We start from the raw sequence: 23,228 nt of genomic DNA on the forward strand, positions 1-23,228 counted from the left end.
AACGACATCTTGCTTTCGAATAGCAAAAAACGCTCAGAAATTTGAGCGTTTTTTTCATTCGAAAGATTTATTCCTGTGCAAACTTACAAATACAAACCTCGGTTTTATAATGGAACGTTATGGTTTCGTTTTGTTCATATTTTGAAAAGAGGTCATGAAGCTCTGCTATAAATGCTTCATAGCTGCTATCCGATTTTGTAGGAGTAAAGGATAGCGATAGTGCACCTGCTACAAAACCTTCCTCCGTTAATGTGTGCCAATGATCATAGTGCAGTTTGGTATAATCCTGTCCAAAAAATTTAAACTTTTCTTTGTCTGGATCAAAGTTGGAAATTGCGGCATTTGTTTTTACTTTATATTGATAAAGAACACTCGTGTACTCTTTCTCTAATGGACTATCTTGCTGCATTTCATTAAATAAAATCATGACAAATCCATCTTCTTTTAAAATTCGTTGAAATTCCTTGTTGCATAATGGCTTATCAAACCAATGAAACGCTTGTGCAATCGTAATGATATCAACACTATTATCTTCCAATGTCGTTTCTTCAGCAGGGGCATTAATGAATTCGATGTTTTCCTTATTTGAGCAATACTTTTTACCCCCTTCAAGCATAGATTCATTAGGTTCAATGGCCAGCACCCTGCAGCCCAATTCACCTAACAAACCTGTAAGGAGTCCAGTCCCTGCTCCAATATCTGCGATTGTGGAATGTTCATTAATTCCCAACTCACTGAGTGTTTTCAATACTTCTGTTGGATAAGAAGGTCTTCCCATTGCATATTCTTTTGTTTTATTATCGAATTCAGTTTTCATAATTGTCTCCTATTCTTTAAGCTTATTTGGTTATAATTATATATTTTAACATTAATTCCCAAGTAATATTTCGAAAATAAGGAGTGCTCATGATTAGCATCACAAATGCTGTTGTTTAAGGCGTGAATACTCAAAAAGTTATTGCATACTGTGTTAAAATAAACTTGAATAATATGGGAATTGGGTTATTTGATGAATAAAGGCTAAGGGGAGATTGGGTGAGTAAAAAAAGTTTAATAGTAATTCTGGGGAGTATACTTGTAATCGTTATGGTTTGGTTTGTTTATCAAAAAGTTACGGATGATACGTATGAAGGTATGTCGATTATTCCGGAGCAGCATGAAGACATTCCGTTATTTAAAGGGTTGAAACCAACTAGAAATCAATATGTGATGAAAGGAAATCACCTGGAGGACATTTATGGTTATTACATGAGCAAGCTTTCACAGCTTGGCTGGAAAGTGGAACATGAGCAGTCAGCCTGGGATGATAATGACAAAGAAAATGATTGGTCTGGCTTTTATTCTGAGTGGAGAAAAGATGGATTTGACGGTGAGTTATGGATTTCAGCAATGTATAACCATTTCGATAATAGAACGGAGGTCATCTTTGATAAGACTCCTATTAATAAATCAACTTCTTGGATTGAAGAGATGCCAACTAACATCTGTATCTATGAAAAAATAAATCAAGATGATTGTTTTGTTATAAATGATAAATTTAAAATCGAGAAAATAAAAACATTAATAAATAAGGCAATTGATCTGGATAAAGAGAAGTTGCCTAATACAGAGAAAATAAGTGCCATTGATTTCGGAAATATAAAAATTAAGGTTTATTATGGGACTGATGAGGGGATTTATTTTCAATCAGAAAAAGGGTTGAAAATAATGAAACCGGAACATGAATTCTTTGAACTGACAGGTCTTTCACATTAATAATGGTTGTAGAAAAGTGTTAAAGGACAGAACCCTTAACAAAGCTGAAGGGAGTTAAAATGTTGTTTATTGAAATTTTAAAAGCTCTAGGTGTATTTGTTTTAGGATTTATTATTTGTTTAATAATGTCAATGATATTCTCATCTTCAAATGAGCAATCAGAATTTGTTGGTTTACTTTCTTCAATCCTCTATCTATCTGCAATAGTTTTTTTTACTAGACAAAAAAATAAGACTGATAAGAAGGCACCCTTTTAATGGGTGTTTTTTGTGTGACGGGCATTCGCTTTAAACACTTTCATCTTCTATGCCCCCTATATTTAAGAACCTACCCCTGAGAACACGTAGACGTTTCTCGTTTCTATTAGAAATAAAGAATGAAACGCCGGAACCGTCTCCGTGTTATTCCCTAACAACGTCTTCCATATTTCACAAGTACATGCCACAAAAGTTTCAATTCCTGGAGAACATCCTTCATTGAGCCATGGTCTTGCAAATGATGAGGATTAAGGTGCAAATCCATTACAGCTGAACCAATTACACTTGCATTGATTCTATTTTTATGGGCAATGCGTTTTGCAAGCGTTGGCATTGTCGGTCCTCTAAAGTCAGAAGGGACCTCTTCGACTTTTAGAGAAAAACCTCTGTGCCAATACATCTCAATGGAATACTTATGGCAGATGTTTTCTAAGGAAGCACCAACGTTTGTCTCTTTGAATGAAGGGTCAGCAACAAGTATCTCTACATCTTCTTTAAGTGAAATATCTCCATGTACTTGTGCTTCAATGTAGTGATTCAGATTGCGATTAGCCTCTTTCTTTGCTGGATCTTCAAACGGTTTTTCAAGATCGTATAACAAATGGTTTATTAATCTACTTGGTGTCAACTCTCTTTCACCGATGGCAAAACCTCTTACAAATGCCTCTTCTAATAGTGCAGCCAGAATCATGTCAAATTGTTCATAAGTTCCCTTTTCTTTTGGATCTTGATGCGAATCTAAATAGGTATAGGTGGAACGATAGGAGACTTTTGGAGAAAGAAGAAAATAACATGAACCAAAACGCGGAGCAGGTCCATCCGGATGCAGCATCAAATTCAACGCACCGTATTTAGGCCGTTGGTCATTGGTAGTTCCCTCGAGTTGATAGGCCCCTCCAAATATTTTTTCCTCCCATAAATCTCTTTCGCCGCCTGGATGTGCAGAGACACTTCCGTTAGATATTAGAGTTTCAAACTGGCTCTTATATATTCCAGACTCTAACAGTGCTTCAGCCACAGTTTTCATAGATGAAACGGGTCTATCAGGATGAAAATGTAATCCTATCCTTGCATGGGCCTTTAATTTATCAACAGCATTTTCAAATGTTATTTCCGAAATGTTAGACATTTTTAATACATGATTTATAGTCTGCATAGCTTCATCAGTATTGTTTTTTGCATATTGAGTGAGGTTTTCCAAGGCTAGTAATTGTGATTTGGATAATCCCATAAATAAATAAACCTCTCTTTTCATTGGTTTAAATCAATAATTCAGCAAAGGTTCCTGATTATCCTTTTTGGGGAAACACGGGGACGGTTCTCGTGTTTCGATAATTGAGCGTATTGATGTAATTTGATGATTCAAGACTTGAATTTTTAATAAAGGATCTGTTAAATATTATTGTTGATTTACATCAATAATATAGTGAAATTTCACCTAATTGAAAGTTTCATTAACTACCTTAGAATCTGATCGTTTTTTTAGGTGGTGACTTTGGAACTTTTATTAACCTTGCAACACTTTTGCCTCTATTAAATCTCACATTATTTAGCCAATAAATAAATGCATCTGTTCGATAAGAAACTCCGTAGATAACGTTTCCATCTTTCTCATATTTACACCAATAAGGATGTTGGTTCTTTCTATTAAATAGCCAATCCCAAAACTCCTCTTGTAGTCGATTAATATTTCTACCTACTTTTGCAGGACAAATCATATACTCTATATCATCTTCATAATCAAAATCGACTTTAACAATCAAAATCCATCCAACCTTTCTATGAAACACAGGGACGGTTCTAGTGTTTCTATATTAATTGAGTTTTTTTTGAAGTGTTTTTTATAGCCTACTAATCAATAAGATTTCCATTTTTGTCATAGTACTTATAGTGATATTCAATTGATTTCTGTTTAGGCAAATCAATCCAGGCAACAGAACTTTGATGTACATTAAATTCCCTATTAAAAATTTGACCGTTCACGTCTAATTCCATTTTTGCCACTTCATTATTTTTATTGGCCACGAACAACAACTTCAAATTAGTCGACTCTTTACCATTAATATAGATTGGGAACGATGCGAGGGACTGATTTTCCCTCTTCTCAATATGTTTCCATTCATAGTTCCCGCGTTTATTCTTGGTGAATTGTATAAAACCAGGATTATTATCCAGTAAAAGAGGAACAATCCGTTCATTTTTGATATCCTTAATAGCTAATATTTCTATTGATTGATAGTCATATCCGTCAATGGATCTGACTACCTTTAGAATGGATTTTTCATCATTGCCATACACCTTAGTGTTAAATATGTATGGGATTATGAGAAGTAATAAGATTCCTAAAACAACAAGAATTTTTTTATTCTTCATAAATCAACCTCCTTGTAAATTTAACAGCTGCAGAGGAAGCAGGGGGACGGTTTTCCTGCTTCTTTTTCACAGTAGAGAGAAAGCTCCAGAACCGTCCCTTTTTTAAGGAAGATGCAAAAGAGCCTGGATGCCTTCCAAGCTCTTAACCATTTCATCTCTTTTCAAAAGACTTACTCTTATTCGACCTGCAGCTTTATTGCTCTTGTAGCAATAAAAGTTTTAATATGGTTGTCTAAAATCCTTGTGCCGCCAAAATCATCTTCATAGAAGCCAGAAATAACAAATCCGGCATCTATTTGTCCTTGAATTTGATCTTCCAATGTATGTGCATATTCTATTGTTTGATTAGAATTCATATAGTCTTGAACTTCATCTTCCGGCAAGTAATCTAATGTAGATGATGGGATGGAATGTTTAACATCAAGAACACCTTTTCTCTCTTGATTATCATCAAAAATCCATAATAAAGGATTTGTAAATCCAGCAATTAAGATGCCCTTGTTTTTTAAAACCCTTGAAATCTCATTCCATACAGGGCGAACATCTTTTACAAATAAATTAGAAACAGGATTAATGACAATATCAAAATATTCATTTTCAAAGTCGCTCAGGTCCGACATATCGCCTTGGACCGTTTTTAAAGTTAAACCATCACGTTTAGCTACAAATTCATCCTGCTCTAATTGTTTTTTAGATATATCCGTAACTGTTACATCAGCTCCGGCCGCAGCTAACACAGGCGCTTGCTGGCCACCACCAGATGCCAAACAAAGAATTTTCAATCCTTCTAAAGATTTCGGGAACCAACTCCTTGGAACTGATTTTTCAGTAGTGACCGTGATTTCCCATTCACCAGATTTGCTTTTGTTAATTATTTCGCTGCTTACAGATTGAGTGTATCGAGAACCCTCTTCAACCTTCTTATCCCAAGCTGCGCTGTTTAGTTGTGTTGTATCCATTATAATTCCCCCTTTTAAAGAACGATGCCATTAGCTTATTAAAGTACAATGCACCATCAAATATGAATTTATTTAAATAGTAACACAATAAACGGATTATTCTTACAAATGGCAAAAAACATGTGCTTTTCTTCAGGGAATATTAAAAACAGCAACTCCAAACAATTGGATGTTGCTATGTCTTGAAGTATATACTTAAATAAGATTTATTCTACTAGAGAGAAAACGAAGAGGGGTGCAGGCATGATTGTAGTCAGTTCTTGTTTAGCAGGGTTGCCAGTAAGGTATAACGGGACGGATTGTTTAGATCAAAAAATCCGGAAACTTATTGAAGAAAATAAAGTAATTCCAGTTTGCCCCGAACTGCTTGGCGGATTCTCAACCCCTAGAGAACCTGCTGAAATCGTAAATGGCAGCGGGGAAGATGTATTGGATGGAAAAGCAAAAGTAATAGCAAAATCAGGTGAAGATGTTACGGAACTATACATAAAAGGGGCTTATGCTACCTTAAAAAAGGCGAAAGAAGTGAATGCGACGATCATTGTTCTTAAAGAGAACAGCCCATCTTGTGGAAGTTCAATGATCTATAATGGTGAATTCAAAGGAGAGAAGATTGCGGGATATGGAGTGACAACGGCTTTACTCAGAAGAAACGGGTTGCAAGTCATATCTGAAGAGCAGTTTGGTGAAAATCTCAGTTGAGTTGATGGAAGCAGGGGGAAGCAGGGGGACGGTTCTCGTGCTTCCTTTTTTCAAGGGGGAGCAATAGAACAGTCCCTTTGCTTCATCAAATAAAAACAAATGGGGAGCAAATTAATTGTTTAGGAAAATCATTTTTTATTTATTATTTTTGCTGATGGCTCTTGATATTATCAGAGGAGATTATGCGATTTGGTATTTATTTGGACTTTGGTTTTGGTTGGTAAGTATTTTAATTCATTTTGAAAAATTCCGCTTCCTACGGTTCCTACTTGCAGACATTGCCTTAAAAGAGGTGTATGACAGAAAGAAAGCTTTTTCTTCTGGTGCGATTGCATTTATAATCGGATTAATTGTCTGGAAGTTTTTTTAAAATCACTTTTCCTTTTGTGAAATTGATGCACGGGGACGGTCTTCGTGCTTCTTTTTGGTTGAAAAGGAAGCAATAGAACAGTCCCTTTGCTTCCTAAATACTTCTAACTATTTCACTTACTATTGAAGCCGACTGTTCCCCGGCAATTTTTTCAAAGTTAGAGTATGTGTTAATTGCTTCCTCATCAGCATTATCAGATATACTTCTAATGATAAGAAAGGGAATATTGTTTATAAAAGCTACATGCCCAATTGAAGAGCTTTCCATTTCGACACAAGCAGGAGAGTAATTTTTTATTAAAGAACTTCTTAACTCATGATTTTCTACAAAACATTCACCACTTATGATTCTCCCTATATGGCAGTTAATATCTTTTGAAGCACATGCTTTAACTGCTAACTTTATTAGTTCTTCACTGGCTATAAATGTCTCTTGGAAAGGAAATAGGTTTCTCATTTGATCTTTTCTAACATCATGATGGGTCACATCTGAAGATAGTACAACATCACAAATACCAATGTTATCCTTCAAACTACCAGCAATTCCTGTGTTTATTATGTATTCAACATTAAATTTATCTATTAAAATCTGAGTGCATGATGCTGAATTTACCTTCCCTACTCCACAACGTGTTAACACAATTTCCTTTCCATAAAGGGTTCCAACATAAAAAGGGAATCCAGCATACATAAGTTCATCGACTACTTCCATCTTATCTAACAACAAATCTATTTCTATTTGCATGGCGCCTATAATACCGATTTTTTTCATAAAATACCTCTCCTTAAAAATACACGAAGACGGATCTCGTGTTGCTATTGTAATGGTAGAAGTAAATCATAGAACCTCCCGCAAGCTTCTATGAAGAATTGCTATCAAAGTAACGGGGGATGTTTAGAAGGTTTAAAGTGGTTGATGTAGAAGTTATTAAGTAAACTTAACAGATTACTGTAAAAAGGGGCAATAACTTATATGGCAAAAACGTCAGGATGTTTCACGATTGTTTTAAATAAAGAAGGTCATATATTGCTAGCCAAGCGAAAGGATTATCCTCTCTGGGATTTGCCAGGAGGAACACTAGATGAAAATGAGACATTAGAGAATTGTGCTATAAGAGAAACCCAAGAAGAAACAGGATATATCATTTCAATCAAACAAAAAATTGGAGAATATTATCAGCCCCAATATGACGATATGCAACATCTATTTTTAGGAGAATTACAAGGTGGTTCTCCGATTGAAAATGGTCCTGAAACAGAAAAAGTGAAGTGGTTCAGTCTTAACAGATTGCCCTTATTAATGATTCCTAATAGAAGAAAACAAATTCACAATTATTTGCTACATAAGGAAACAATAATAAAGGATTCTATTACAGTTTCCCCATTTAAAATCTCTTTGTTTAAAGTGTTTTTAAGAGCGTTTAGTAAAATGCTGTGAACTAACTTGAAATAACTTAGTTTTCTTATGTTTTCTATTGTGAGATCGTGCTAAGCACATAACTCCTTGACATAATTCCTCACAGTTCCTTCTAAAACAGAATTCATGGACAGTATCTACTCTAATTCAACTAACGAAGAATGACTATTGAATAAGCAAGGGATTGATTCTATAAAGTTAAGATATTTCTAAATCGTAAAGTTCTGAAAGGTCATACGGGCTTTCTTGTCGAAGCATAGAAATATGAAATTCATTAAATTGGAGGAATAAACGATGGCAGAAGTTTTGTTGTTACACCATGTTTTAGGCCGAACGGAGGGGATTGAAGCAATCGCCGATCAACTGAGAGAAGCGGGGCATACGGTGCACGTACCAGATTTATTTGAAGGCCGCACATTTTCCTCGCTGGAGGAAGGCTTGGTATTTGTTAAGGAAATCGGATTTGATGAAGTGACGGCGCGCGGCGTTCGGGCAGCCGGCGAGCTTTCACACGATGTCGTCTATGCTGGTTTTTCACTTGGTGTCCCGGCAGCACAGCAGCTCGCTCAAACTCGTGATGGTGCCAGAGGAGCACTGTTTTTTCATGCTTGCCTCCCGACCTCTGCGTTCGAATCTCAGTGGCCGGCCGACCTGCCTGTGCAAATTCACGCAATGAGTTCAGATCCTTTTTTCGTTGAAGACGGCGACATCGACGCGGCCCGTGAGCTTGTAGCATCGGCCCATCACGCTGAACTTTTTTTGTACGATGGCAAAGAGCACCTATTCACCGACAGCAGTTTACCGTCTTACGATGCTGACGCGACGAAACTTGTGATTAAGCGGATTCTTGACTTTCTCGCCTAGTACAACATTATATTATTAATAAATCCAAGGAGAGAATTTTATGAATAACATTACGAAAATGAAAATATTGAAACCAGTTAATGAATTGTTTGAAGCTTTTGTTGACCCTTCAAAAATAGGTAACTTTTGGTTCACATCGAGTTCCGAAAGGTGGGAACAAGGTAAGACAATTACACTTAAATATGATGAATATGATGCTCAAGGCGATATAAAAATAGCAGAAATCGAGTTAAATAAGAAAATCGCCTTTTATTGGGGTGCGAAGGAGGAAGGGAATAAAGTTACTATTACCCTGCATGAATTAGGTAATTCTGAAAGTATCATTGAAATCAACGAAGAGGGTTTTAATGAAAATGAAAACAATATAATAAATCAATTGTTAGATAATAAAGAGGGCTGGGTCTATATGTTGACATGTTTAAAGGGTTATTTAGAATATGGCGTTAATTTAAGGGCTTCATTAGTTAAGTGAAATTATTAAGAGGAAGAAACACGGGGACGGTTCTCGTGTTTCTATTTTAATTGAGGAATAAAGCACCAGAACCGTCCCCATGCTCCCATTACATTTTCCCTTCTTTTATCCATCCCCAAATCCGGTAGCTGCCGAAGATGGACACGAAGAAAAGTAGAATCATAAAGATCACATAAATGGATAATCTATTGATTTCCTGCAATCCTTCACTATTAGCCGCTACCCAGATGGATAGTCCAACTAGCATCAAGTAACAAAATACATTTGGAATAATCCATACGATTCTCAACTTTGTGTTTTTCAAAAATATCCCCCCAACGAGAAGCAGGGGAACGGTTCTCCTGCTTCCTTTTTGTCAAAGGGGAAGCAATAGAACCGTCCCTTTGCTTCCTAATCTCTTGATTCAAAGTAATGGATCTGATGAATCTCAATCCTCCACCCAAATTGTTCTCCCGCATCAACCTGTACTGACGGGTGTAAGGAAGCAATGCGGATCGCTTCCTCCATGTCCCGTGCTTCTATAAGAAAAGCGCTTCCTATCATCTCCTTCGTTTCGATAAATGGACCGTCCGTAACCTTCACTTGGCCGTTTTCCCGACGCAAGCATTTCGTTTCGGAGGAGATGCCAGCATCCATCACCACTTGGCCGCTCTTATAGAATACTTCTAGGTGAGACTGACATTCTTGCATAACAGTATCAATCTCGTCCTTTGGGCGAGCATCCATTTTCGCTGGCTCCAAGTAACCTAAACATAGAAATTTCATTTTTAATTTCTCCTTTTAAAATAAATTGAAGCTTTGCTGCTACTATTTATCCAACAACCAACTTACAGGGTGATTTTGAACCAAACCAATAAAATCAAATCGAAAACAATTTCCACTGCCCCTCAGAAATAACTTCGACTTCTCCGTCCACGACCTTGATGGCAGTCATATCATCGATGGCATACGCCGGCCCCTGCAACTCCCCAGCCCATTTCTCTGCTGCAGTCATCGTGTTATGCGGCAGCATTTCGTGTTCCAAATGAGGAAAAATTGAAAAATAAACCAACCCAAGTGCATCATCATTACCAGAAGGGGGAGTCCAGCCAACGAAGAATTCCCCTATTTTCGGGGCCATCGCCATGCTGCCGGCACTCATTCCTACATAAACTGCATTCAGTGACGGCAATAGGTCTGCCATCCCAGATTGATTCATCCAGTGGGAGAGGTAGAGGGCGTCGCCGCCAGACACTAGGAGGACATCCGTCTCTTGGACCAGCGGCACCCACCGTTCTTTGTCGATGCTTGGCAGCGCTGTGAGTTCCAGTACCCCGACGGACTTCCAGCCTAGATCAACCATTGGATTCTCGGAATTCCCGCTGATGAACTCCCAGGTTCTTACGCCAGGGCCAACCCAGGGGTGTCCATACATCGCGGTGGGGATGCAAAGGGCATTGCATTCGGCGATTGGCTTGTCCAGCATGTCGACCAGCGCGTCATGAATGCTTTTGTTATTGACGCCTGCAGATGTGAGAAGTAATTTCATAATGTCACTCCTTAAATTTATGTATTGGGATTCCAGCGGCTAGTATGACTATTCGGCAACTTGGCGCAGTTCAATCTGTCCTTCTCCAAGACCATGTGGATCAGGCGCGCGCATTGCCCATTTGATCGCTTCCTCGTGGGATTCTACATCTATGAACCAATAGCCTGCGATCAACTCATTAACTGCATCGAATGGCCCCTCGGTAATAATCGGCGGTTCTCCCGGTATAGGATAAGACAAGCGAATGCCTTGGGAGCTTGGCAGGAGTCCACCAACTGCCACCAGAACTCCGGCATTCCTCAATTCATCATTATATTCCTTCATGGCAGCAAACATCTTATCCATCTGTTCCTTCGGCATGGTCCCTGCTTCCGAATCTTTTGAAGCCTTCACAATCATCATAAATTTCATTTTCAGTTCATCCTCCTTAGAAGACCCTCAGTCTGTCTCCTTAATACAATTCCACAGAAATTCAATATCACCTTTCAGTTTCTGGAATTGCCATTTTCTCATAAAAAAATAGGAGTACAGAACGCTGTGCAATTGGTACTCCTATTGTGTATGCAATCTATTGTTCTTCATCTAATTTTGCTCCATGGGCTCTGATTTTAGTGAATAGGCTGCTGGCTAAGCAGCTTAGAATCAACAAAAACATGAAGTTGATATGGTATCGGGCATAAAAGATATCGAAGTCAGGGGAGGATTCATAAAGAAAGAAAGTGAATAAGAGGACGGAACAGGCTAAAAGCACACATCCAAACATAACTCGTAAATAGCCAATCTTTAAAATTCGATTGAGTAGATAGAAAAGCGAGCCCCAGCTTATCGCTGTAGCCAGAAACACCATAACAAAAAAAGCCGCTTCACCTATATAAGTCTTGTGGGGCGTTAGTTTATAGTGCATTGCCCAATACCAGCTGGCGAAGAACATCAAAATAATGCCCCAGTTCAAATGGGAAAGCTTCTTATTTCCACCAAGCCTAAAAGCAAAGGGGCCAACAAAAATAGATAAGAGAGTTAATTGATAAATTGCTTGGTCACTCATATCAAAGACCACCATCCGTTCCCAGAAAATTTTAAGCATTGAACTCTGCTTCAGAGAAGAGAGGTCCTGTGTCTTAAAAATACTTTAACATAAAATTCCAAATGAATTTTATAGAATAATTAAAAACTCATGATGAATCGGACGGCGGGGTTCAAAAAGAAGCGGAAGAACCGTCCCCATGTTTCTCGCTTTCTGTCTTGACTTAATATAAGTATATAAATATAAAATAAACAAATTTTATTATTTTGTATAAGTTTACTTTACTTTAATGCAAAAAAAGTTTATGATTAGATCCAAGAGGTGGTTGTCATGAAGAAAGATTTTGGTGATTCGATATCAAATAAGGTTTATGAATATCGCGTACTTGCCAGAATGTCTCAGCAGGAATTGGCAGAGAGGGTAGGGGTTTCCAAGCAAACCATCTTTGTCATGGAAAAAGGAAATTATGTTCCGACTCTGCTGTTAGCTTTTCGAATTGCTCAATTTTTTAACGTGGATGTAAAAGATGTTTTTACTTATGTGAAAGGAAATGATCAAGATGAAAATTAAGTCTATCTCTGATATCCCTAACGCAATGTTTTATCCTTTAAAGTCTTGGGCTGAACAATCCTCAACAAATTGGAATGTTCTCATTGGAGTGGGTGGGCTGCTGCTTATTGCCAGTGCGATTTTTTGCTATATATTTTATAAGAAGATTGGGCAAGACGATGAACGGACCCATAAGATTTTTTTGAAAAGCAGTTACTATATGCTGTTGGCAATCATTTTATGTGATGTGCTTTTTCCGAAAGACTATATGTGGAACATGTTCTTCTTGTTCAAATACACGCTGGCGTTCATAGCTGGAGGAATTTACTTGGCTGTCCAATATAAAAGGGATTTTTCATAAGGCAAGGAAACGAGGGGACGGTTCTTGTGCTGCAACTTTTCTTAGAGGAAAGCAAGCGCATGAACCGTCCCCATGCTTCATTATATTACGTCCCTTATTTTGACATGTGCTATTATAAAACTATCAAAATTAACAAAGGAACGTGAGATGGATGAGCGAACAAGTTATTATGGATTTTCATAAAATGATCTCCCATAAAATTCTCTCTGAAAAACAAAATCTTATTAATCAGAAGACCCAGCTGCTTTCCCACCAGACCCCTGAGAATTTGCACGGCCATTTACAAAAGTGGCGTGAAAACATAATTAACATATACGCAAAATCTATTGAGAGTGGGTTGGAAGCCACATTCTCAGTACTAAAAGAATGGGGAGAAATTACTGTTGATACTTTAGTAGACAACAACCTTCCATTAGAGATTGCTATAGATGAAGTGAGAGATTATCGCAATTTAATCGGACACATTATTAAGGATGAAGCGATGAAATCTGATTTATCAATCGAGCAATTTTACAAATTAATCTCTGACTTTGATTCTGTAGTTGACCGTGCTGTACATTATCTAAGCATCTCTTATACACGAAAGTTTTATACGAGGATCCGTGTAGCTGAAGCAGCTGCTTTAGAGTTATCCATCCCGGTTATCAAAATATCAGATACTATCGGGGTATTGCCCTTGATTGGAGACATAGACACTCAACGCGCCCAAGAGCTTATGAATCAAGCTTTATTGAAAGGCAGTGAATTATCTTTAGAGCACATTATCATTGATCTCTCTGGAGTCCCAATCGTAGATACGATGGTTGCTGACAACATCATTAAAGTGGTGAGTGCCCTCTCGCTGCTGGGGATAAAGGCCACACTTTCTGGAATTCGCCCAGAGATCGCTCAAACCATTATTCAATTAGGTATTAATGTTTCGGACATATCTATTTCTTCGAATCTGCAATTAGCCTTGCAAAGCTTGCTAAAAGGGAAGGGATAAGAGGGGAAAAGTAAGTCGCCGGCTAAATTGTCGGCTTTTTTTACACATTTCCCGCCGATTACGGACTGCCAGGTTGGGCTTCTAACCACAAGAACACCAGAATATCCTTTTAAAAGGCTTCCGTTATATAATGAAATTATTCCCATTCAGGAGGTACATATGAAACAGCAAAACTATGAAAATCACAGTAAGCTTGATCCGATGTTTCATTTCGGCATCGCCATTTTGACGCTTGCGACACTCGTTTTATCCATCATCTTTTTCGTGAAAAACGTTGGGGACGAGACACTCCTCAGCTTCGTGGTGCTGCTTGCTGCACTCACCTTCCTTCTTATGATGGTGCGTTTAAGGACGTACCCATTGCAGGTTCAGGACCGTGTGATTCGTGCAGAGGAAAACTTCCGCTACTACCGTTTGACGGGAAAAGCGCTGGATCCGAAGCTCTCCATGAAACAGATTATCGCACTACGCTTTGCGCCGGAGGAAGAGCTGCCAGGACTTGTGGAGCGCACATTGGCAGAAAACCTGGGACCGAAAGAAATTAAACAAGCCGTGCAAAATTGGCGGGCAGATCATTACCGCGTGTGATGAAAGTAAAAACAGTCTTTATGGCTGTTTTTTATTTGGGTGAAAATATTTCCAAAAACTTCTTGTAAACCGACATCCGTGTCGCTATAATAAAATTAACAAAACGACACTTGTGTCATTTTTAAAAAGGAGAATGAGAAATGAGTCCTTCATTGAGGCAAAATAGAGGGTTTATGACGTTGATGGCAGCGCAGGTCATCTCAAATTTAGGGGATTGGCTCAGCATCGTCGCCATCATTACGCTGGTCGGGTTAAAATGGGAAGCAACACCGATGAACATGTCGCTCGTCATCCTGAGCCTGGCCATTCCAATGGCGGTCTTGGGACCGATCACAGGGACCATCGCGGACAGATTTGAACGGAAAAGGCTGATGATTGCTTCTGATGTGATCCGGGGCTGCCTATTTCTCTTATTGACGTTTGCGACAAACGTTTGGATGGTATACGGACTTCTGTTTCTGACCGGCATCTTCTCTTCATTTTTTAACCCGGCAAAAAACGGGAAGTTAAAAGAGATGGTCAAAGATGAAAATATTAAAGAAGCGATATCGATTACCTCAATGATTGAATCTGCGACGAAGATTGCCGGCCCCATGGTCAGCGGAATACTCGTTTCAGCAATGGGAGCGACCCATGTCTTTTTCATCGATGCAGCTACATTTTTCATTTCTGCACTATTGATTTTCTTTTTGCCAAAGACCGTGAAGGCAGTTGTCACAGTGAAAGAAAGCGGGAAGAAGGACGCGTCTTCCTTTAGAGAGGACATCAAAGTGGGAATCAGTTTCATCAGGAAAAGCCGCTTCCTACTGTATGGACTGTTTTTGCTCGGCTTCAGCTTATTGATTCTGCAAATGTCAGATTCGCAAATCATCATTTTGCTTCGTAATCTGACGAACGTATCACCTGATCTTTTTGGCTACGCGGTTGCCTGCTCGGGGATTGGGATGCTTTTGACAGGATTCTTTCTTTCGAAAAAACCGGTTTACAACGAGTTCGTCTACATGTGCTTTGGTGTATTGGGAATCGGTCTTGGGTTCGGATCCATGGCAGTCCTGACGAATTATGATACGCCGATGTCCTTGATTTGGGGGCCAATCCTCGGACTGTTCGTCGGCGTCGCTGCGGGATTGGTATTCATCCCATTCCAGGCGGCCGCACAGGAGAAGACGCCGGTCCATATGACGGGAAGGGTCTTTGGCGTCATCAGCAGCACGACCCAGACTGCAACGATCATCGGGCCGCTGGCAGGAGGAGGGCTTGCCACCATCATCGGAATCATTCCTTCCTTTTTGGTCACGAGCTCCCTATTAATCATCCTATTTATCATATCCATCATCGTAAGAAAGAACGTAGAAGAGGGGGAGGCAATTGTCACCGAAAGTCAGTCCAGCACACAAACAGCAGCGCCGCATTAATCTATTGAAAGCGGCAGAAGAAGTATTCATCGAGCACGGGTTTGAAAAAGCGACCATGAAGCATGTCATGGATGCAGCAGAAGTCAGCAGGGGCGGTTTGTATCAATATTTCTCTAATAAAGAAGATTTGTTTGAAGCATTGATCGAGGAGAAGCAGGATGAAGTTATCAATGGCTCTGTGGAAAATTTCATCCAGCAGCAAGGCTCCTGCTGGAATGCGCTGCTCGCGACATTCTTGGGGGATGAAAAACAGCCGAATGATAAAATGGATCCGCTCACACCTTCAAAGCTGGAGTATTTCATTACGGGCAGAAACGAAAAAAGAAGGCAGGACCACGCGAAGCAACGGTTTCAAAAAGGTTATATGATAACCCAAAGGATTATTGAAGAAGGAGTAAAAGCAGGAGAGTTTTCACCACGTTTCGATTCCGGTGTCATTGCAAAGTCCATTATCTCGCATATCGATGGGATGGCCATCGACCACGCCATACTAGGTTCCGAGACGATTCAATTGAAAGAACAGACGGAACTATTGATCGAGCATCTAAAATGGTCCCTCGATTTGAAGGAATAAATCGTTTTATGCCGAATATGCAAGTAGAAGCAGAAGCAGCTTTCGACAAGGTGCTTCTTTGTTGATAAAACCCCCTCGGTACATAGACGCTTTACCGCATCGGGGGGTCAGGCACCCATAAACGAAAGGAGACCGCTCAATGACACTTTTCAGCAAGTTATTCGGAAAAAGCAGCCTTAAAGAACCCGAAGAGAAAAAGCCCAGCTACACTGAAGACCTAGAACTTTATATTATTTATGATAGTGTTGCTTTTGCTGACGTTAATGAAGATGAAATTTATCAGGATTTAGAAAATGAGTTTCGGGTGTATGCTTCTCTAGGCGAATCGGGTGTGGTGTCATCACATGAGGCAAAGGAGTATGGGATTCCTTTACCAGCACTTCCGGAATACCCGGTTATTGGGGTCTTTAACTTTAGCGCCTATAAAGGATACAAAGAAGGGTATAAACATCCTCTTTTTCTATCATCCGATAAAGAAGAGGTAAAGCGATTTTTTGAAGAATACGAGAGAACACATCCATAGGACGAAAATGGGGCTAGACCCAGTCAACTTACACATTAATGTGAAGGAATAAACGATTCTTTGCCGAATATGCAAAGAGAAGCAGAAGCAGCTTTCGACCAGCTGCTTCTTTTGTTGAAAATAAACAACAGGACCTGCCCCCCAATACATAAACGCTTTACCGCACCGGGGGTCAGGCACCAATAAGGAGGCTCATTATGCCGAATGAAATCATGGTAGATGTACAAGGTTTGGTGAAACGATATGGCTCCTTTACGGCAGTGAAGGGCGTCCATTTTCAAGTGGAAAAAGGCGAGATCTTCGGGCTCCTCGGTCCGAACGGGGCCGGGAAGACGACAACGATCGAGATGCTTGTCGGACTCCGCAAGCCGGATGAAGGGACGGCCGTATTGTCAGGCTACGATGTACGGAAGAACGTGAATCAAGTGAAAGAGGTCATCGGGGTGCAGCTTCAGTCGACTTCATTGTTCGAACTGTTGAAGGTGGAGGAGATCCTCCGTCTGTATGCGAGCTTCTACCCGAGCCATGTCGATATCGATGAATTGATCGGCGACATGCTCTTGACCGAGAAGAGGAAAGGACGGATCAAGGGATTATCCGGCGGACAGAAGCAGCGGCTTGCGATTGCACTCGCACTGATCCACGACCCGAACATCGTGTTCCTCGATGAACCGACGACGGGGCTCGATCCCCAAGCAAGACGGACGCTGTGGGACATTGTCCTACGGTTGAAGGAGCGCGGGAAGACCGTCATCCTTTCGACTCATTACATGGATGAAGCCCATGTGCTCTGCGACCGCATCGGCATCATGGACCAGGGGGAGTTGATTGCCCTCGACACGCCGCAGAACCTGGTGAAAACCTTGCAGTCGGCAAGCACAATCGAATTCCATCTGAACAACCCGCCGGAGCCGGAATGGTTCGAGCGGATGGACGGGGTGAAGGAAGCAGCCGTCAAGGACGCCTTTGTCCAGCTGTATACGGATGACCTGCAGCTCGCCTTGACTTCGCTCATCGAAGTGGCGTCCGAGCGGGAAATTAAAATTGAAGACCTGCAGACAAGGCAGGCGACATTGGAAGATGTGTTCATTCACATGACAGGAAGGAGGCTGCGTGAATCATGAGAGGCTACTGGCAGCTGACACTCGCCCAACTACGGATTTTTTCACGCAACAAACAAGTCCTATTCTTCACATTGCTGTTCCCGATCATCCTGATGGTGGCCCTTGGATCCTTTGCCGGGGGAGACGATTCCCTCAGCTTGGATGCAGGACTGATCGATAAGGATCAAACGGCACAATCCAAGGATTTAAAGGCATTATTTAAGAAAAATGACGGAATTAAACTGGTCAACTATGACAATACCAAAGCTGGGAAAAAAGCCGTCAAAAACGGGGACATCCAGCTTCTCATCGAAATCCCGAAAGGCTACGGGGATAACGTGAAGAGTGAAGGAAAGGAATTCGCCCTTCCTGTCTATTACAATGAGAAAAACCTGACGACCGCCCAACTCGGCCTCACCGTCGTGAACGGGATCGTCGATCAATACAGCAAGCACCTGGCAGGATATAAGCCTGCCGTGACGATTCAAAAAGTCGGCATCGAAGCCATCAATATCCGATATGTCGATTTCCTTGTCCCGGGAATCGTCGCCATGATGATCATGAATAACAACATGAACGGAGTCGCGGGACAAATCGCTGCCTGGCGTGAGAGGGGAATCCTTCGCCGAATGCAGGGAACAAGGCTCAAAGCATCGACGTTCATTGCAGCCCAGATCACAGCAAGGCTCGTGCTGAACGGAACGCAGGCGCTGCTTGTCGTCCTCATTGCCAATCTCATCTTTGGCATCAACGTCGCCGGCTCCTGGGCAGCCTTGATTTTCTTCATCATTCTCGGCACATTGGCGTTCATGTCCCTGGGCTTCATCATCGCAGGGCTGGCCAAAAACCCGGAGAGCGCCGGCCCGATCGCTGGATTCGTCACATTCCCGATGCTGTTCCTCGGCGGAGTCTTCTTCCCCGTAAGCAACATGCCGGACCTCATCCAGCCCATCGTCAAGGTACTCCCAATCGCCCACCTGAGCTCTGCCCTCAGGGAAACCATGAACCTCGGAACACCGTTTCTCGATTTGGGAACCGATACACTGATACTGGCAGTCTGGCTAGTAGGTGGGTTTGCACTGGCTAGTTGGGTGTTTCGGTGGGAGTGAAATAATAACGAAAGAAAACTTCTAATATCACTACAAAAATGAATTTAAAACTTGAACAGTTATAAAAAGACCGCTATTTGCGGTCTTTTTTATCTTTACAATAAAAAATTGTTTTAATAGTTCCATCTATTTTACAACCATATATTTTAAATATGGATATACATGGTAAAATAGTAAGTGTTAAGCATTATTATGCTGGTCGTTTAAGTATATTTAAACTATTTTTTCAGTAAATCCACGGTTTTATTGGACAATGCAATATCAGAAATTAAATTATGAAAAGGAGACCAACACAATGTCACAAGTTCTCACACAAGGAAAATGGAAGTTCTCTCCGATTCCTAATATTGAAGAATCTAATTTTAATAAATCATTAGAACGATTTTACGACATGGGGGTAAGTGGATTAGTTCGAGAAAATTTACAGAACTCACTAGATGGTCGCTTGATAGACAATAATGAACCGGTTGTATTGAGAGTTAAGACAGGAACAATTCATAAAGTACATATTCCAGGTATTGATGAAGTAAGGGAGCGTATTCTGAAACTGGAAGGTCGGAATACATATACAAATGAAACTATCACTCATATGAAGAACAAACTTAACCAAGATGAAGTCAAATATATTTCTTTTGAAGATATTAATACCCGTGGATTAACAGGAGCAAAAAATGGGCAGAGTGGATCAAAGAAAGATACTTGGGGGATCTATGCCTATAACAAAGGTGTTCACTTTGAGGAAGACCGTGAGGAAATGGAAGTATCACGAGGGGGATCTCATGGAATAGGGAAAATAGCTTCTAATGCGGCATCTGACTTACATGTTATGTACTTTGCGAATTGTGACGCCAACGGAGACCAGCATTTAGGTGGAACGGTACAATTGATTGAGCATTTCTATAATGGGAAGGCTTTTAGATCAACAGGATACTTTACAGATGTAAAATGGGAAAATAACAACTCAAAGTTTTATCCATATGAAAACAGCTTTAATCAAGTTTTTAAGAAAGACACAAGGGGCTTAAAAATTATAATTCCATATTTTCGTGAAGAATATGATGATGAAAATGAAATTGTTAAAAGCATTTGTGATAGCTTCTTTATCTCCATTCTAAAAAATAAGTTGGAAGTGCTTGTGAATGATAAAAAAATTAATAAAGATACAATTTTGCAGTATGTCAAAGATCAAGCCTACTACAACCAGGACATCACTGAGGCAAAAAAAGAATTTACTCCTTTATATGTGGATACATATTTGAACACAACTGCTAAAGAGATTACAGTGTCAAATGGAGTAAAAGATTTCCACTTTCAACTTTATTTTAGGTACGATGAGAGAATTCCAAAAGGTAGAGTAGCAATTGTGAGGACAATTGGGATGAAGATTGAGGATTTTATAGTTGCGTCAAATGCAACAAAACCGTTTAATGCTTTGTTGATTGGTGGTTCCGATGAAGATGCTTATTTAAAGTCTTTAGAGAATGAATCTCATACAAAACTATCAAAAGACCATTTTAATGATAGGAACTTAAAGAGATTAGCCACCAGATTTATTAATAATCTATCGAAAGAGATTGCAAAGGTAATTGAAGAGGCTATAAAAGAAAATAATCCAACAGATGGAAAAATCGATACACAGGATATTCTGTATATAGTGGAATCACACTTTAAAAAAGATCTTGAAAACTCATTAGGAACAGTGAAGATTAATCAAGATAAATCCTTAGTGAAGTCGACTACAAGACAGTCTCAAAAAGAAAAGCGTGGACCACAAGAAAAACATAACAAAGACAGCAAAGACAGCAAAGACAGCACCACCAACCGAAAACGAGATCCTCTTAAGAGGCAAAAAAGTAATGAAAATATTGATGATAATCAAGAAGGAAAAGAACGTTATAGTGCACATCCTGATATGGTAGAGAGAGTTATTCTTGAGAATAAGGAAATGATTAAATTTAATTTTTCTCAGAGCGATATATTCGCTGGTGAGAATGCTTGTGATATTTCATTATCAATTATTGATGGCATGGGTGTAGAGTATGCAGATGAATTTCAGATTCAAAACAGCTATGAGGGGATTTTAGATATGAACTCTAGAGAGTCGTGTGCCTATAGAAAAAACGTTATTAAAAATGTGCAAATAAGGAATGGAATTGCTCAACTCCAGTTAAATCTAAGTAGATCATTTAATCGTTCATTAAAGTTTGTTTACTATGTGGAGGTGTAAGAAGTGATATATCGAAAAGATGCTAACTTTCCATATCCAGTTTTATCTAACACTTCTCATAGTTATGAATCTAATCTCTTTGATTTAGATGTAGACGTCAGTGAGAATGCAGACTATTATCACTTTCATTTTACATATGAGATTGAATCACAATTTTTGAGAGAACAGATAATTCGTGGAAAGGCACAATTGATTCTCATTATACAGTCTAAGGATAATAAGTTTTTTAAATTGAATGCTGCACAAAGTTCTGTGAAACTGCACAAAACCCGTATCTCTCTTACAAAAAGAACATCTATTCAATTACACATACAAGCTTTGGAAGAAATTTCATATATAAAAAATGATGATTTAAGCGAATTTTACATTCAGTTTAGAGAACAAATAACTGTTCCTAAGTTTTCTTTATTAGGATATTCCAACGTTATTGTATTTGATGGAAGTATTAATAAACCGTTTGATCTCTTTCAGAAAAAATTAAACGAAAACTTAAAATCAGATATTAAGGTTGAATTGGGACAGGAAACTATTGTTATACATTATAGAAGACCAGAATTCCAGTTTAGTAGTCTTCCAAATAGCAATGTGCTAAACCACCCATACATTTATGCTGGACTTTCTAAAGCACTTCAAGCATTTATCATTAATAATAGTGATGATGGTGATGTAGATATATATGAGATTCAGGAACCCGAAGGCTCTCTGGATTTTAAATTATTTAATTTAATGAAGAAGAAAAATGTGACAGAGCTAAACATGGACAATATTGATGAAGTTATTTATATGATTTCAGATCGCATTATTGAAAGGTACACAGCGACATTAGAGGAGGTTGTTAGGAGTGGAAGTTAGATTGCTGGAGAAAGGATATAAAAATTCAACCTCTTTATATACTGATTTCCTTCAGGGCAATTTAAATGACAAGGAAGAGTACTTTTCAGATAAGGTAGTTTATATCCGAGAAGCTCCTGACTTCCCTATTTATATGGGGCGGGGAAGTGAAGAAGATAAAAGAAAGAGCTTTTTAACTGCTTTTCAAACCATTTCTAAATATTATTTAAACTCAGAGAGAGATTTACTTTTAGATGAGACGTTTTGGCATTCGTTACTATTAACACATAAACAAAATTTTATCTTAACAGAGTATCCTGAAGTAGCTGAAAAAGAAAGTATTTTTCGAAACATAGTCCTCAAAAAGTTTGACTGGGAGAACTATATTTATAAAATTATTTTAGCGGCCCAATACATTGACGATAATATCAGTGATAGGGAAGACCGTCTCAAGTATTACGAATTAATTATTGATAACCTAGATCTATATAATTATATTATAAAATACGAAATTTTTAGAAATGAACATTTCTTGGTGAATATTTTAAGTATCATTGATGAATTGAATATATCAAGAGTATTAAAAACAAAAATTAAAGGTCGTGAAGATCTAGGAGACGATGAACGTGTTGGCCGACGGGTTATCTTTGAGTTTAATAAAAGCTACCCAGTAATCATGTCTCCAACGCTTCATAAAGAAGAGCTCCAAAAGCTATTTATAGAATATTTAAGCTATTACTATGATATTTCACAACTTTTTACAGACAGAGAATATTCAATCAAAGAGATTGCTGCTGATTCAAATGATATTGAATATTCTTACCAAGACAACTTTAGTAACACTATAGCTACAGAGGTTTCTAATCTAGATGACCCCGATATTTTGATTCATGAAAAGAAAGAAGAAAACGAATTTATAGGAAAAGAAAATCTAATAAACTATTTGAAAAGTCATAAACTAGAATATGTCGATAATCGTAGCAAAGGGGGATCTATTTGGGTAATAGGTGACAAGAGGATAAAAGCCATCCTAAAGCCTTTAGAAGAAGAAGGAGTATGCTTTAGATTTAAGCCAGTTGGAGGTAAAGCATCAAAAAATAAGCCAGCCTGGTTTTGGTATAACAAGTAATCTTTTAAAGTAGCAAGCCAAACTGTGATAGTTTGGCTTTTTACATATTATAGAGTAACATTTTTATATTTCTCTAAGACACTAACGCAAATGCATAATTGGTAGAAATTTAAA

At 39.0% G+C, this 23,228-nt stretch carries 29 protein-coding genes; 18 read left to right on the plus strand and 11 right to left on the minus strand.

Annotated elements, in window-relative coordinates:
- Positions 1 to 67: 67 nt before the first annotated feature.
- A complete protein-coding gene (locus ABTV07_RS03935; protein WP_433747771.1) occupies positions 68 to 817 on the minus strand; it encodes a class I SAM-dependent methyltransferase in 750 nt (249 codons plus the stop codon).
- Positions 818 to 1,035: 218 nt separating this feature from the next.
- On the opposite strand from ABTV07_RS03935, the gene ABTV07_RS03940 reads away from it, so the two are divergent.
- Positions 1,036 to 1,755, plus strand: coding sequence for a hypothetical protein (locus tag ABTV07_RS03940; RefSeq protein ID WP_433747773.1), 720 nt, complete (start codon positions 1,036 to 1,038; stop codon positions 1,753 to 1,755).
- A 408-nt stretch (positions 1,756 to 2,163) separates the two neighbouring features.
- Here ABTV07_RS03940 and ABTV07_RS03945 read toward each other — a convergent pair whose 3' ends face one another.
- From ABTV07_RS03945 to ABTV07_RS03960, 4 genes are all read right to left on the minus strand, one after another.
- Positions 2,164 to 3,243: a DUF3626 domain-containing protein gene (locus ABTV07_RS03945; RefSeq protein ID WP_433751082.1), complete on the minus strand. Its 1,080-nt coding sequence runs from the start codon at positions 3,241 to 3,243 to the stop codon at positions 2,164 to 2,166.
- 232 nt (positions 3,244 to 3,475) lie between these two features.
- On the minus strand, positions 3,476 to 3,775 hold the full coding sequence (locus tag ABTV07_RS03950; RefSeq protein ID WP_433747776.1) for a hypothetical protein: 300 nt from the start codon (positions 3,773 to 3,775) through the stop codon (positions 3,476 to 3,478).
- A gap of 88 nt (positions 3,776 to 3,863) precedes the next feature.
- Positions 3,864 to 4,385, minus strand: coding sequence for a hypothetical protein (locus ABTV07_RS03955; protein WP_433747778.1), 522 nt, complete (start codon positions 4,383 to 4,385; stop codon positions 3,864 to 3,866).
- 176 nt (positions 4,386 to 4,561) lie between these two features.
- The gene (locus tag ABTV07_RS03960; RefSeq protein ID WP_433747781.1) at positions 4,562 to 5,344 is read right to left on the minus strand and encodes a class I SAM-dependent methyltransferase; all 783 of its coding nucleotides are present in this window, start codon (positions 5,342 to 5,344) and stop codon (positions 4,562 to 4,564) included.
- A gap of 243 nt (positions 5,345 to 5,587) precedes the next feature.
- Here ABTV07_RS03960 and ABTV07_RS03965 point away from each other — a divergent pair, with 243 nt between their 5' ends.
- Both ABTV07_RS03965 and ABTV07_RS03970 read left to right on the plus strand, forming a co-directional pair.
- On the plus strand, positions 5,588 to 6,046 hold the full coding sequence (locus ABTV07_RS03965; protein ID WP_433747783.1) for a DUF523 domain-containing protein: 459 nt from the start codon (positions 5,588 to 5,590) through the stop codon (positions 6,044 to 6,046).
- Between the two features lie 115 nt (positions 6,047 to 6,161).
- Positions 6,162 to 6,416: a hypothetical protein gene (locus ABTV07_RS03970; protein WP_433747786.1), complete on the plus strand. Its 255-nt coding sequence runs from the start codon at positions 6,162 to 6,164 to the stop codon at positions 6,414 to 6,416.
- Between the two features lie 93 nt (positions 6,417 to 6,509).
- Here ABTV07_RS03970 and ABTV07_RS03975 read toward each other — a convergent pair whose 3' ends face one another.
- Positions 6,510 to 7,187, minus strand: a complete 678-nt coding sequence (locus ABTV07_RS03975; RefSeq protein WP_433747789.1) for a 5'-methylthioadenosine/adenosylhomocysteine nucleosidase — start codon at positions 7,185 to 7,187, stop codon at positions 6,510 to 6,512.
- 201 nt (positions 7,188 to 7,388) lie between these two features.
- Here ABTV07_RS03975 and ABTV07_RS03980 point away from each other — a divergent pair, with 201 nt between their 5' ends.
- From ABTV07_RS03980 to ABTV07_RS03990, 3 genes are all read left to right on the plus strand, one after another.
- On the plus strand, positions 7,389 to 7,853 hold the full coding sequence (locus tag ABTV07_RS03980; RefSeq protein ID WP_433747792.1) for an NUDIX hydrolase: 465 nt from the start codon (positions 7,389 to 7,391) through the stop codon (positions 7,851 to 7,853).
- Between the two features lie 273 nt (positions 7,854 to 8,126).
- Positions 8,127 to 8,696, plus strand: coding sequence for a dienelactone hydrolase family protein (locus ABTV07_RS03985; protein WP_433747794.1), 570 nt, complete (start codon positions 8,127 to 8,129; stop codon positions 8,694 to 8,696).
- A 40-nt stretch (positions 8,697 to 8,736) separates the two neighbouring features.
- On the plus strand, positions 8,737 to 9,168 hold the full coding sequence (locus ABTV07_RS03990; protein ID WP_433747797.1) for an SRPBCC domain-containing protein: 432 nt from the start codon (positions 8,737 to 8,739) through the stop codon (positions 9,166 to 9,168).
- An 88-nt stretch (positions 9,169 to 9,256) separates the two neighbouring features.
- Here the strand turns inward: ABTV07_RS03990 and ABTV07_RS03995 are convergent, their stop codons facing one another.
- The 5 genes from ABTV07_RS03995 to ABTV07_RS04015 form a co-directional block, all read right to left on the minus strand.
- Positions 9,257 to 9,472 (minus strand): hypothetical protein, encoded by a 216-nt coding sequence (locus ABTV07_RS03995; RefSeq protein ID WP_433747799.1) that lies wholly within the window; start codon positions 9,470 to 9,472, stop codon positions 9,257 to 9,259.
- Between the two features lie 86 nt (positions 9,473 to 9,558).
- Complete coding sequence (locus tag ABTV07_RS04000; RefSeq protein WP_433747801.1) at positions 9,559 to 9,894, minus strand: YciI family protein; 336 nt, start codon at positions 9,892 to 9,894, stop codon at positions 9,559 to 9,561.
- 133 nt (positions 9,895 to 10,027) lie between these two features.
- Positions 10,028 to 10,696, minus strand: a complete 669-nt coding sequence (locus tag ABTV07_RS04005; protein ID WP_433747804.1) for a Type 1 glutamine amidotransferase-like domain-containing protein — start codon at positions 10,694 to 10,696, stop codon at positions 10,028 to 10,030.
- Positions 10,697 to 10,744: 48 nt separating this feature from the next.
- Positions 10,745 to 11,107 carry a YciI family protein gene (locus tag ABTV07_RS04010; RefSeq protein WP_433747807.1) on the minus strand — a complete coding sequence of 121 codons (363 nt, stop codon included), beginning with the start codon at positions 11,105 to 11,107 and terminating at the stop codon, positions 10,745 to 10,747.
- Positions 11,108 to 11,264: 157 nt separating this feature from the next.
- Complete coding sequence (locus tag ABTV07_RS04015) at positions 11,265 to 11,741, minus strand: hypothetical protein (protein ID WP_433747809.1); 477 nt, start codon at positions 11,739 to 11,741, stop codon at positions 11,265 to 11,267.
- Positions 11,742 to 12,050: 309 nt separating this feature from the next.
- Here ABTV07_RS04015 and ABTV07_RS04020 point away from each other — a divergent pair, with 309 nt between their 5' ends.
- The 12 genes from ABTV07_RS04020 to ABTV07_RS04075 all read left to right on the plus strand — a co-directional run bounded on the left by ABTV07_RS04020 (position 12,051) and on the right by ABTV07_RS04075 (position 23,114).
- On the plus strand, positions 12,051 to 12,290 hold the full coding sequence (locus ABTV07_RS04020) for a helix-turn-helix transcriptional regulator (RefSeq protein WP_433747811.1): 240 nt from the start codon (positions 12,051 to 12,053) through the stop codon (positions 12,288 to 12,290).
- A complete protein-coding gene (locus ABTV07_RS04025; RefSeq protein ID WP_433747813.1) occupies positions 12,280 to 12,630 on the plus strand; it encodes a DUF2178 domain-containing protein in 351 nt (116 codons plus the stop codon). Before ABTV07_RS04020 ends, ABTV07_RS04025 begins: the two co-directional genes overlap by 11 nt.
- 151 nt (positions 12,631 to 12,781) lie before the next feature.
- Complete coding sequence (locus ABTV07_RS04030; protein WP_433747815.1) at positions 12,782 to 13,615, plus strand: STAS domain-containing protein; 834 nt, start codon at positions 12,782 to 12,784, stop codon at positions 13,613 to 13,615.
- Between the two features lie 159 nt (positions 13,616 to 13,774).
- Positions 13,775 to 14,203 carry a DUF6526 family protein gene (locus ABTV07_RS04035; protein ID WP_433747816.1) on the plus strand — a complete coding sequence of 143 codons (429 nt, stop codon included), beginning with the start codon at positions 13,775 to 13,777 and terminating at the stop codon, positions 14,201 to 14,203.
- A gap of 140 nt (positions 14,204 to 14,343) precedes the next feature.
- The gene (locus ABTV07_RS04040; protein WP_433747818.1) at positions 14,344 to 15,618 is read left to right on the plus strand and encodes an MFS transporter; all 1,275 of its coding nucleotides are present in this window, start codon (positions 14,344 to 14,346) and stop codon (positions 15,616 to 15,618) included.
- Positions 15,572 to 16,192, plus strand: a complete 621-nt coding sequence (locus tag ABTV07_RS04045; protein ID WP_433747821.1) for a TetR/AcrR family transcriptional regulator — start codon at positions 15,572 to 15,574, stop codon at positions 16,190 to 16,192. Before ABTV07_RS04040 ends, ABTV07_RS04045 begins: the two co-directional genes overlap by 47 nt.
- A gap of 139 nt (positions 16,193 to 16,331) precedes the next feature.
- Positions 16,332 to 16,715: a hypothetical protein gene (locus tag ABTV07_RS04050; protein WP_433747824.1), complete on the plus strand. Its 384-nt coding sequence runs from the start codon at positions 16,332 to 16,334 to the stop codon at positions 16,713 to 16,715.
- 197 nt (positions 16,716 to 16,912) lie between these two features.
- Positions 16,913 to 17,839 carry an ABC transporter ATP-binding protein gene (locus ABTV07_RS04055; RefSeq protein WP_433747827.1) on the plus strand — a complete coding sequence of 309 codons (927 nt, stop codon included), beginning with the start codon at positions 16,913 to 16,915 and terminating at the stop codon, positions 17,837 to 17,839.
- Positions 17,836 to 18,927 (plus strand): ABC transporter permease, encoded by a 1,092-nt coding sequence (locus ABTV07_RS04060; protein WP_433747830.1) that lies wholly within the window; start codon positions 17,836 to 17,838, stop codon positions 18,925 to 18,927. The genes ABTV07_RS04055 and ABTV07_RS04060 overlap by 4 nt, the downstream gene beginning before the upstream one ends.
- A gap of 295 nt (positions 18,928 to 19,222) precedes the next feature.
- Positions 19,223 to 21,154, plus strand: coding sequence for a hypothetical protein (locus ABTV07_RS04065; RefSeq protein WP_433747833.1), 1,932 nt, complete (start codon positions 19,223 to 19,225; stop codon positions 21,152 to 21,154).
- A gap of 3 nt (positions 21,155 to 21,157) precedes the next feature.
- Positions 21,158 to 22,006 carry a hypothetical protein gene (locus ABTV07_RS04070; RefSeq protein WP_433747835.1) on the plus strand — a complete coding sequence of 283 codons (849 nt, stop codon included), beginning with the start codon at positions 21,158 to 21,160 and terminating at the stop codon, positions 22,004 to 22,006.
- A complete protein-coding gene (locus ABTV07_RS04075) occupies positions 21,996 to 23,114 on the plus strand; it encodes a hypothetical protein (protein ID WP_433747838.1) in 1,119 nt (372 codons plus the stop codon). Before ABTV07_RS04070 ends, ABTV07_RS04075 begins: the two co-directional genes overlap by 11 nt.
- Positions 23,115 to 23,228: the final 114 nt, after the last annotated feature.

The organism is Falsibacillus pallidus, assembly GCF_050990905.1.
Classification (GTDB): Bacteria; Bacillota; Bacilli; order Bacillales; family DSM-25281; genus Falsibacillus; species Falsibacillus pallidus_A.

What these genes read in the sequence shown, in the direction of transcription:
- ABTV07_RS03980 (WP_433747792.1), top strand. Translation starts at nt 7,389, where the DNA reads ATGGCAAAAACGTCAGGATGTTTCACGATTGTTTTAAATAAAGAAGGT.
- ABTV07_RS03965 (WP_433747783.1), top strand. Translation starts at nt 5,588, where the DNA reads ATGATTGTAGTCAGTTCTTGTTTAGCAGGGTTGCCAGTAAGGTATAAC.
- ABTV07_RS03955 (WP_433747778.1), bottom strand. Translation starts at nt 4,385, where the DNA reads ATGAAGAATAAAAAAATTCTTGTTGTTTTAGGAATCTTATTACTTCTC.
- ABTV07_RS04055 (WP_433747827.1), top strand. Translation starts at nt 16,913, where the DNA reads ATGCCGAATGAAATCATGGTAGATGTACAAGGTTTGGTGAAACGATAT.
- ABTV07_RS03985 (WP_433747794.1), top strand. Translation starts at nt 8,127, where the DNA reads ATGGCAGAAGTTTTGTTGTTACACCATGTTTTAGGCCGAACGGAGGGG.
- ABTV07_RS04065 (WP_433747833.1), top strand. Translation starts at nt 19,223, where the DNA reads ATGTCACAAGTTCTCACACAAGGAAAATGGAAGTTCTCTCCGATTCCT.
- ABTV07_RS04040 (WP_433747818.1), top strand. Translation starts at nt 14,344, where the DNA reads ATGAGTCCTTCATTGAGGCAAAATAGAGGGTTTATGACGTTGATGGCA.
- ABTV07_RS04050 (WP_433747824.1), top strand. Translation starts at nt 16,332, where the DNA reads ATGACACTTTTCAGCAAGTTATTCGGAAAAAGCAGCCTTAAAGAACCC.
- ABTV07_RS04020 (WP_433747811.1), top strand. Translation starts at nt 12,051, where the DNA reads ATGAAGAAAGATTTTGGTGATTCGATATCAAATAAGGTTTATGAATAT.
- ABTV07_RS04035 (WP_433747816.1), top strand. Translation starts at nt 13,775, where the DNA reads ATGAAACAGCAAAACTATGAAAATCACAGTAAGCTTGATCCGATGTTT.
- ABTV07_RS04025 (WP_433747813.1), top strand. Translation starts at nt 12,280, where the DNA reads ATGAAAATTAAGTCTATCTCTGATATCCCTAACGCAATGTTTTATCCT.
- ABTV07_RS03960 (WP_433747781.1), bottom strand. Translation starts at nt 5,344, where the DNA reads ATGGATACAACACAACTAAACAGCGCAGCTTGGGATAAGAAGGTTGAA.
- ABTV07_RS03935 (WP_433747771.1), bottom strand. Translation starts at nt 817, where the DNA reads ATGAAAACTGAATTCGATAATAAAACAAAAGAATATGCAATGGGAAGA.
- ABTV07_RS04010 (WP_433747807.1), bottom strand. Translation starts at nt 11,107, where the DNA reads ATGAAATTTATGATGATTGTGAAGGCTTCAAAAGATTCGGAAGCAGGG.
- ABTV07_RS03990 (WP_433747797.1), top strand. Translation starts at nt 8,737, where the DNA reads ATGAATAACATTACGAAAATGAAAATATTGAAACCAGTTAATGAATTG.
- ABTV07_RS04060 (WP_433747830.1), top strand. Translation starts at nt 17,836, where the DNA reads ATGAGAGGCTACTGGCAGCTGACACTCGCCCAACTACGGATTTTTTCA.
- ABTV07_RS04000 (WP_433747801.1), bottom strand. Translation starts at nt 9,894, where the DNA reads ATGGATGCTCGCCCAAAGGACGAGATTGATACTGTTATGCAAGAATGT.
- ABTV07_RS04030 (WP_433747815.1), top strand. Translation starts at nt 12,782, where the DNA reads ATGAGCGAACAAGTTATTATGGATTTTCATAAAATGATCTCCCATAAA.
- ABTV07_RS03975 (WP_433747789.1), bottom strand. Translation starts at nt 7,187, where the DNA reads ATGAAAAAAATCGGTATTATAGGCGCCATGCAAATAGAAATAGATTTG.
- ABTV07_RS04015 (WP_433747809.1), bottom strand. Translation starts at nt 11,741, where the DNA reads ATGAGTGACCAAGCAATTTATCAATTAACTCTCTTATCTATTTTTGTT.
- ABTV07_RS03945 (WP_433751082.1), bottom strand. Translation starts at nt 3,243, where the DNA reads ATGGGATTATCCAAATCACAATTACTAGCCTTGGAAAACCTCACTCAA.
- ABTV07_RS04005 (WP_433747804.1), bottom strand. Translation starts at nt 10,696, where the DNA reads ATGAAATTACTTCTCACATCTGCAGGCGTCAATAACAAAAGCATTCAT.